Annotated in this window: 7 protein-coding genes; 3 read left to right on the forward strand and 4 right to left on the reverse strand. The window is 37.2% G+C overall.

What is annotated here, in order from left to right; genetic code table 11:
- From Q0410_RS06345 to cdaA, 3 genes are all read right to left on the reverse strand, one after another.
- Window positions 1-437, reverse strand: a 437-nt coding sequence (locus tag Q0410_RS06345; RefSeq protein ID WP_367178723.1) for a CCA tRNA nucleotidyltransferase, incomplete at its 3' end; no start/stop codon positions are given.
- Entirely contained in the window at window positions 430-1,425 is a 996-nt protein-coding gene (locus tag Q0410_RS06350) for a YbbR-like domain-containing protein (protein ID WP_299034456.1), read from the reverse strand. The genes Q0410_RS06345 and Q0410_RS06350, both read right to left, overlap by 8 nt.
- Window positions 1,415-2,206 carry a diadenylate cyclase CdaA gene (cdaA, locus tag Q0410_RS06355; protein ID WP_299034459.1) on the reverse strand — a complete coding sequence of 264 codons (792 nt, stop codon included), beginning with the start codon at window positions 2,204-2,206 and terminating at the stop codon, window positions 1,415-1,417. Before cdaA ends, Q0410_RS06350 begins: the two co-directional genes overlap by 11 nt.
- Window positions 2,207-2,357: 151 nt before the next feature.
- On the opposite strand from cdaA, the gene Q0410_RS06360 reads away from it, so the two are divergent.
- Genes Q0410_RS06360 through Q0410_RS06370 form a run of 3 tightly spaced genes read left to right on the forward strand, consistent with a single transcriptional unit; the run spans window position 2,358 to window position 6,346 of the window.
- Entirely contained in the window at window positions 2,358-2,828 is a 471-nt protein-coding gene (locus tag Q0410_RS06360) for a MarR family winged helix-turn-helix transcriptional regulator (protein WP_299034462.1), read from the forward strand.
- Window positions 2,812-4,563, forward strand: a complete 1,752-nt coding sequence (locus Q0410_RS06365) for an ABC transporter ATP-binding protein (protein ID WP_299034465.1) — start codon at window positions 2,812-2,814, stop codon at window positions 4,561-4,563. The genes Q0410_RS06360 and Q0410_RS06365 overlap by 17 nt, the downstream gene beginning before the upstream one ends.
- Window positions 4,556-6,346 (forward strand): ABC transporter ATP-binding protein, encoded by a 1,791-nt coding sequence (locus Q0410_RS06370; RefSeq protein ID WP_299034467.1) that lies wholly within the window; start codon window positions 4,556-4,558, stop codon window positions 6,344-6,346. Before Q0410_RS06365 ends, Q0410_RS06370 begins: the two co-directional genes overlap by 8 nt.
- 93 nt (window positions 6,347-6,439) lie before the next feature.
- On the opposite strand, the gene Q0410_RS06375 is transcribed toward Q0410_RS06370, so the two are convergent.
- Window positions 6,440-8,566: type I restriction endonuclease subunit R, EcoR124 family (locus tag Q0410_RS06375; protein WP_299034469.1), on the reverse strand; the 2,127-nt coding region annotated here is incomplete at its 5' end.

Consider the following 8,566-nt stretch of genomic DNA (forward strand, 5'->3'; position numbering starts at 1 on the left):
CTCTCATCAGAATCTCCTACAGCCCTTATGATTTTTCTCTTAAGATCATTTTGACCCCCGAAGGGGTCAACTAGCTTACCATTTCTAAGGGCCATGGCATTTATTGTGAAATCTCTCCTCTTCAGGTCCTCTTCGATTGTATCTGAAAAGGAAACTGCATCAGGTCTTCTCTTATCCCTATAGGATAAATCTGTCCTGAAGGTTGTTATTTCATATTCATACTCATCGGCAATAAGCTTTATAGTCCCAAAACTTCTGCCAACATCAATTGTCTTAAAATCCTTAAAAACTTCTTTTATTTGATAGGGCCTTGCCCTTGTAGCTATGTCTATATCAGAAGAAGGCCTTCCCATGAGTAAATCTCGGACATAACCTCCTACCAGGTAGGATTTAAAACCTGCCTCTTCAATCCTTGATAAAACTTCTTCTTTATTCATTATCTGACTTATCCCTATTTGTATTTGGGATTTTTTGAACTTCTATCTTGTAGTTTACAATATCATCTCCATCGTAGACCTTTACGCCTTCAGGAAGATCAAGCTTAACCTCACCTGATTTTGAAGATCTAATATAGCCTGCGATGATAGTCTGGGTTGATATTTCTTCTATATCACGAATAAGCTGGCCTGGACCCTTTATAATAACAGTATCTGGTGAAACAGCCCTTAGGGTTTCTGCATAACCATTGGCTACCTCTCCTCTAACTTTTAGGTCAACCTTTACTGTCTTAGTCTCATAGACTAGGAAAGAAAGATTTACATCCTTATAATCTAGGTCAACTCCTTCAACAACTTTACCATTTTTATCAAGTACCTCTAAGTTGACATTGTGAATCTTACCGTCAAGGTATTCTTCATCATCAATATGAGCCTCTATCCTATCAACTTGGTTTATTGCCGACTCCGGTCCCTTGATTTTTATGACTTCTGGATTTTGCTCGTTAACTTCTACAATCTTGCCATCTTTTAGCTTATCAGCTATAACCACATTTACTGGCATATCTTTCTCGATAATTCTTTGGATGTTGAGATTAACCTTAGAAGGATCTACCCACTCAAGGCTAATTCCTGAAGGAGTGTCAGTCTTTACATCTACTGACTTTATCCCGTCCCTAGAATCCATAACATTTATAGCTGCTTGGATATCGTCAGCCTTTAGGTTTACGATATTATCTCTAGATCCAGTTAGTCTCACATTTACAGATGTTATATCATCCTTACTTACAATTGTATATCCCCTCTCTTCTAGTTTATCCTGGTTTTGGATAATAATTGGCACATTTCTAAAAGTCCTACTAGTAGAAGGATTTGTAGATGTTGTTACATAGGCCCACATAAAGATAGCAACTATTATAGAAAGGATAAGAAGCTGCTTATCGCTATTGCCATTGATTTTTTTAAATTTTTCTAAAAATTTATTCATCATCTTCCCTCTTTTCTGTAAGTTCCTTTTGTAGCCTAATTCTTAGGGAATCCTCGTCAAAATACCTATTTATAACTCCATTTTCAGCTATAGAGATATTTCCAGTTTCCTCTGAAACTATAATTACAACTGCATCTGACTTTTCAGTCATCCCTATGGCTGCCCTGTGCCTGGTGCCAAGCTCCTTGGCTATGGTATTTGAGCTAGAAAGTGGAAGATAGCAAGCTGCAGCTGTGATGGTATTTTCTCTAATAATAACTGCCCCGTCATGGAGGGGGGTATTTGGTATAAAGATATTTATAAGAAGCTCACTTGAAATATCTGCATTTAGCATAGTTCCTGACTCTATAATGTCAGATAGACCTGTTTGTCTTTCTAAAACAACTAGGGCACCGATTTTTTGCCTAGATAAGGAACTCATAGCAAGGACAAGCTCATTTATAGAGTCCTCATCCCTCTTATTCCTATCGCTTGTAAAAATTGACCTGCCCCTTCCTATTCTTTCAAGACCTGTCCTAAGCTCTGGCTGAAAGACTACGATTATAAAGACCAAAGACACAGTCAAAAATTGGTTCATAACCCAGGATACAGTATTTAAGTTTAGAATATCTGCAATCGATGCAAAAATAAGGACAAAGATAAGTCCCTTTAAAACCTGCTCCGCCCTAGTGTTTTTAAGGATTGAAAAAAGCTTATAAACAACAAAGGCTATTATAGTAATATCTACAATATCTGTTACCCTAATTAACATAAGGCTCGTAATAAAATTATCAAAAAAATTCATACTAATCCCTTCACATTTTTTATATTTATATATAATATAGTACTGTTTTACTTGGATTTTTGCAGTAAAAACCCGCTGCATTTCAAAAAATATTGACAGGATTTTTATCCGCTAGTAAAATAGCTAACAGCGTTAGTGAAAGGGAGTGCTTATGGATAAAAATTTAGTTAAAAGACTTATCAAAAGTTTATATGAAATCGGCCATAATGATTCTCACAGAAAAATAAATGATTCTGTAAGGGGCGAGAATATGGTTATAAGTTTAATTGACAAAAACGGAGGTTCTATATATCCCAAAAATATAGAAAAAGCTATGGGGATCTCTAGTGCCAGAGTTGCTAAAATCATCAACAACCTGGAAAATAAAAACCTTATTATAAGAGAAACCGACAAAGAAGATAGGAGAAAAACCCTAGTTAGCCTAACTAAAGACGGATATGAGTTTGTAGAAGTAAAAAATCAACAGATGAATTTTGCTATAACAACTATGTTTGACCTCCTTGGAGATAAGGATAGTGAGGATTTTGTTAGAATTGTCGAAAAAATCGAAACTAACCTTCCTCAAATCAAAAAAATTTATAAGGAAAAATTTGGAGAAGTAGAAGATGATAAAGATTTTTAAATATTTAAATAAAAAACAGGTCTGGCAGATATTCCTAAGCCTAATTTTGATAGTAGGAACTGTTTACCTAGACCTAAAAATCCCTGACTACATGTCAAAAATTACCATGTACGTCCAAAGCCCTGGCCATAGTGTAGGAGATATAATAGGCGCTGGCAAGTGGATGCTTCTTTGTGCCCTACTTAGCCTTTTTGCTACAATTATGACAAGCTACCTATCTGCTGTGATTTCATCATCCTTCGCAAGAGACTTAAGATCTAGACTTTTTTCCAAGGTTGAGTCTTTCTCCCAAAAGGAAATCAATGAATTTTCTACAGCAAGTCTTATAACTAGGTCAACTAACGATATAACTCAGATCCAAATGGTAGTAGTAATGGGCCTTCAAATCTTTGTCAAAGCCCCAATCATGGCTATATGGGCTGTGACAAAAATTTATAACAAGGGTTTTGAATGGACCCTTGCAACAGGCCTTGCCCTTCTTATCCTAATAATTTTTGTAGCTATAATCATGGTACTAGTTATGCCAAAGTTTAAGATGATGCAAACTTTGACTGACAATATCAACAGGGTTTTAAGAGAAAACCTAACAGGACTATCAGTTATTAGAGCCTACAATTCAGAGTCCTACAGGGAAAATAAGTTTGATAAGGCCAATGAAGAGTTAACCAAAACCCAGCTTTTTACAAGCAAGCTCATGGCAACACTTTTTCCAACTATCAACCTTACCATGTCAATCCTTACCCTAGTAATATATTTTATAGGCGCAAACCTTATAAACCAGGCAGGCCTTATGGATAGGTACACCCTCTTTTCAGATATGGTAGTATTTTCATCCTATGCCATGCAAGTAATAATGTCCTTTATGATGATGAGTATGATTTTTATAATGCTACCAAGGGCTGAGATATCTGCTAGCCGTATCAATGAAGTTTTAGATACTAAGCTTTCTATTATGGATGGAGAAATCGTAGAGTCTGATGACCCTAGTCCTTATGCCATAATCTTTGACAAGGTTTCATTTAAGTATACCGATTCTGAGCAATATATCCTAAAAGATATAGATTTCAAGGTCAAAAGAGGCGAGAAACTTGCAATAATTGGCTCAACAGGGTCAGGCAAAAGTACCATCCTAAACCTATTAATGAGGTTTTATGATCCCACAGAGGGCAAAATTTTAGTAGATGGTGTTGATATAAGAGACTATAAGCAAAAGGTGCTCTACGAAAAACTAGGAGCAGTCCTTCAAAAATCTTTCCTCTTTAAAGGAGATATAAAATCAAATATTTCCTTTGGAGAAAATGATGAAGATTTTGAACAAATCAAAAAAGCGGCAGATATTGCCCAAGCAAGTGAATTTATCGAAAAATACGATGATAAATATGACCATGAAATAGCCCAGCTTGGTAAAAATGTATCAGGCGGTCAAAAGCAGAGACTAGCTATAGCTAGAGCTGTCTACAGAAATCCTGAAATCTACCTTTTTGATGACTCCTTTTCCGCCCTAGATTTTAAGACAGACCGCGACCTTAGACACAAGCTTAAGAAAACTTATCCAGATTCTACCACAGTAGTAGTCGCCCAAAGGGTAGGCTCAATCATGGATTCAGATCAAATAGTAGTTCTTGAAAATGGAGAAATGGTAGGAGTCGGTAAACACAAAGACTTACTAAAAACTTGTGAAGTCTACAAGGAAATTGCCCATTCTCAACTAAGTGAGGAGGAATTAAATGGCTAGAAAAGAACTTCAAAAACCTAAGAATTTCAAAAAAACTATGGCAGAGATGATATCTTACCTAAAACCCTACCTGCCCCTAATAATAATTTCTTTAATAGCATCTATGATTGCAACCTTACTTCAAATTATAGGACCTGATAAACTTAAGCTAATAACCAACGAGATAAGTAAGGGCCTACCTCAAATAATTAAGGGAAGGCCAGTAGCTTCTACTATAGATATGACAGTAGTAAGAAACTTATCTATAATGCTACTTATCTTCTACCTAGCCTCCCTTATCCTAAACATGGTCCAATCCTTCATAATGGCTGATGTAACCCAAAAAATATCAAAAAACTTTAGGCAAAAAATTTCCCAAAAGGTAAACAAGCTTCCCTTTAGCTACTACGATACAACTACCATTGGAGATATCCTATCAAGGGTTACAAACGACGTCGATACCATAAGCCAAAGCTTAAACCAAGCCATAGGCACCCTTCTTACAAGTCTTGTAATGCTTATAGGATCTCTTGTAATGATGATTTTAAACTCTGTGACCCTTACCATTACCACTATTATAAGCTCCCTAATTGGTTTTATCCTTATGGCAGTATTAATGAAAAAATCTCAAAGCTACTTCAAGGCCCAACAGAAAAACCTAGGAGAAATAAACGGCCAAATAGAAGAGGTTTATACTGGCCATGAAGTCATCAAGGTCTACAACGCAGGATCTAGGATAATAGAAGAATTTGAAAATACCAATGACAAACTTTATGAAAGTGCCTGGAAGAGTCAATTCCTATCAGGTCTAATGATGCCAATCATGCAATTTTCAGGAAACTTCTCCTATGTAATGGTTTGTATTGTAGGAGGAGCCCTCGCCATAGAGGGTAAAATCTCCTTTGGGGTAATAGTTGCCTTTATGATCTACGTAAGACTCTTTACCCAACCTCTCTCCCAGATTGCCCAAGGTTTTAATACCCTCCAAAGAGCAGCTGCTGCAGGAGAAAGAGTATTTGAATTTCTAAATGAAAAAGAAGAAGAAAAAGAAAGGCCAAAAAATCTTATAAGTAAGGTAAAAGGCGAGGTCGAATTTAAAAATGTAAAATTTGGCTACAGTCCAGATCGCACTATAATAAAAGATTTTAGTGTCAAGGTAAATCCAGGCGAGAAAATCGCCATAGTAGGCCCAACCGGAGCAGGTAAAACCACCATAGTAAACCTCCTTATGAGGTTTTATGAAATAGATAAAGGGAAAATCTTCCTAGATGGGATAGACACCAAAGACCTAACAAGGGAAAACCTAAGAGACCAATTTTGTATGGTCCTCCAAGACTCCTGGGTCTTTGAAGGGACAATCAAGGAAAATATAACCTTTGGTCAGGAAAATATAAAAAACGATGACCTAATTGATGTCTGCAAGAAAGTCAACCTAGACCACTTCATAAGGACCCTAGAAGACGGCTACGATACAGTCCTAAACGACAAGCAAAGCCTCTCCCAAGGCCAGCTTCAGCTTCTAACTATAGCCCGCGCCATGGTAAGTAAGACCCCAATCCTTATCCTTGATGAAGCGACAAGCTCAGTAGATACCAGGACAGAAAAAATAGTCCAAGAAGCCATGGACAAACTAGCAGCCGGCAGAACCTCCTTTGTCATAGCCCACAGACTATCAACCATCAAAAACGCCGACTTAATCCTAGTAATGAAAGACGGCGACATAATAGAAAAGGGCAAGCACCAAGAATTAATAAATAAAAACGGCTTCTACGCCGACCTTTATAAAGCACAATTTGAAAGATAAAACAAAAGGCCATGAGTTTAATATCTCATAGCCTTTTTAATATTTTTTATTAAATTTCCCTAACCTATATTTAATATTAAAACCTAGTGCCAATCAAGTCATGTAGCCTGCCACATCTTCTTTGGCAATCTTGTAGGCGATGTCTCTTAGGTATTTTTTGGCCCTAAAGTTTTTTAGGCCGTATTCTTCTTGGATAGCCTCTATGTCAGCTTCTGCTATTAGATTTTGGGCAGCTTTTTGCTCGTTTGCAGCAAGGTCCTTATCGAAGGTTTCAGCATAGTACATGGCAAGTTTCTTGCTAATCTTTCCTTCTTTGGCAAGCTTATCTATACCAGCCTCGTATTTCCTATAAATACGACCCCCTACCACATCTGCCATATCCTTATCCTTATATTTGTTAGGATTTTCTAGCAAATCATTGAGGGTATTTTCATAAATAAGGGCTTTTTGAGGATTAGTTTTACTAGCTTTTTTGGATAGGTCATAAAATTCTTTAACTAGTCTGCTAATTTTCATCTCATCATAGGTATTTTCTTGGGCTTCCTTGTTGCAAGCATCGAGGAGATTATCAAGATAGGAAAAATCTATATCAAGTTTGGAAACAGTGAGGGATTCATAACCTATATCCACGTAATCAATCGGAATTGGAACTCCTCCATCATTTCCCATCATTTTTTTAACTATTTCTTTGATATTGTTGTAGTGGCCTGCATATTCCTCCAAGTCTTCGTCACTTAGGTCATAAACTTCATGGAAATAATCTTCGTCAAATTCTCCATAAACCTTAATGCTTGCTAAAGTCTTATCGAGTTTTTGAAAGGCCTTTAAATAGGAAACCATATCTTTTACATCACTTATCTTTGCCACATCTGAAGGATTTTTCACCATATCCTTAAAATTATGGTAGGCCTCATCAAAGAGAGCTAAACTCTCCTTAAAACTTGGTGCCTGGATAAACCTTTCACCGCCATTGGCATAGAGTTTGAAGGCCTCTTCTATAGCTTGCTCATAGGTATATGGCTTTTGGAAGGTCACAATTTGGCCAAAGGCCTTGTACTTATCATAAATCCTATTTGTTCTAGAAAAGGCTTGGATTAGGTTTTGAGAAGTCATCGGCGGCCTATCAATAAATAAAATCGCTGTTGATGGCGAGTCAAAACCTGTTAGGAGCCTGTCTACAACTATAACCAGGTCGACTTGCTCGCTCCTTGACTTATAGATTGATTTCTTCCTCGCTAGCCTATCGTTTAAATTGGCATTGTAGGCCCTGATATTATCAAGACCGAAACTTGTACCGTAGGTCTCGTTATAATCTGCCAAGGACTTTTTCATCTCTTCCTTATTTAGGCCAGTTTCTTCCACATTGTCAGCTATAGAATAAGTAATGGCGACCTTGGGGAAATCTTTCATAGACTCTCTTACTCTTTTTGAAATTTTTAGGTCAAGCTCATCATTTTTTAGCTTTTTAAAAAGTTCGTAATAGGCCTGGGCATTTGCTATAGATGAAGTTGTAAGAATGGCCGAAAAGGTCTTGCCGCTTCCCCTATCTAGGCCAAATTTAAGCCTTGACTTATTTACTATAGTGTCAATGACTTGGACCATGTGGTCTTCTCTTTCGTAGGCCTCTGCTGGGATATAGGATTCTTTTTCTATTTCATCCATCAATCTATATTCATCTTCATGACCACTTGCCTTGATCAAATCATAGAGAGAATCTTCCCCAATAGTTGACTTGTATTCTACTTGAAATCCAAGGACAGCCTTATCTTCGATGGCGTTTTTGACATTGTATTCGTGGAGGCACTTGCCATATTGTTCTTCTGTGGTCCTTGCCAAATCGCCCTTGGCAGCTTTTTTATTTTCCACAAAAATCGGCGTACCTGTAAAACCATACCAAAGGGTTTTGGCAAAAAATTTGTTAATCTCCCTTTGCTTTTCGCTAGAAACAGCCCTGTGGCACTCATCAACCACAAAGACAAGGTTCAAATCCTTAAGCTTTTTGGCCTTTGGTGTGGTTTTGTTTTCGTATCTTTTTATCAGATAATTTAATTTTTGGACTGTTGTGACAACCATAGCCTTGCCAGGTGATATCAGTTTATTAACCAAGTCTCCCACATTGTCAGTTTCATCAACACTTACCACATCGCCTCTAGCATAGGATAAAAAGGCCGATGATGTTTGGTTATCAAGGTCCACCCTATCTACAATGAAAACCGACTT

It is taken from the genome of uncultured Anaerococcus sp. (genome assembly GCF_937934665.1).
Classification (GTDB): domain Bacteria; phylum Bacillota; class Clostridia; order Tissierellales; family Peptoniphilaceae; genus Anaerococcus.

Excerpts from the sequence above, each read along its gene's own strand:
- Q0410_RS06350 (WP_299034456.1), bottom strand. The coding sequence starts at position 1,425 with ATGATGAATAAATTTTTAGAAAAATTTAAAAAAATCAATGGCAATAGC.
- cdaA (WP_299034459.1), bottom strand. The coding sequence starts at position 2,206 with ATGAATTTTTTTGATAATTTTATTACGAGCCTTATGTTAATTAGGGTA.
- Q0410_RS06360 (WP_299034462.1), top strand. The coding sequence starts at position 2,358 with ATGGATAAAAATTTAGTTAAAAGACTTATCAAAAGTTTATATGAAATC.
- Q0410_RS06365 (WP_299034465.1), top strand. The coding sequence starts at position 2,812 with ATGATAAAGATTTTTAAATATTTAAATAAAAAACAGGTCTGGCAGATA.
- Q0410_RS06370 (WP_299034467.1), top strand. The coding sequence starts at position 4,556 with ATGGCTAGAAAAGAACTTCAAAAACCTAAGAATTTCAAAAAAACTATG.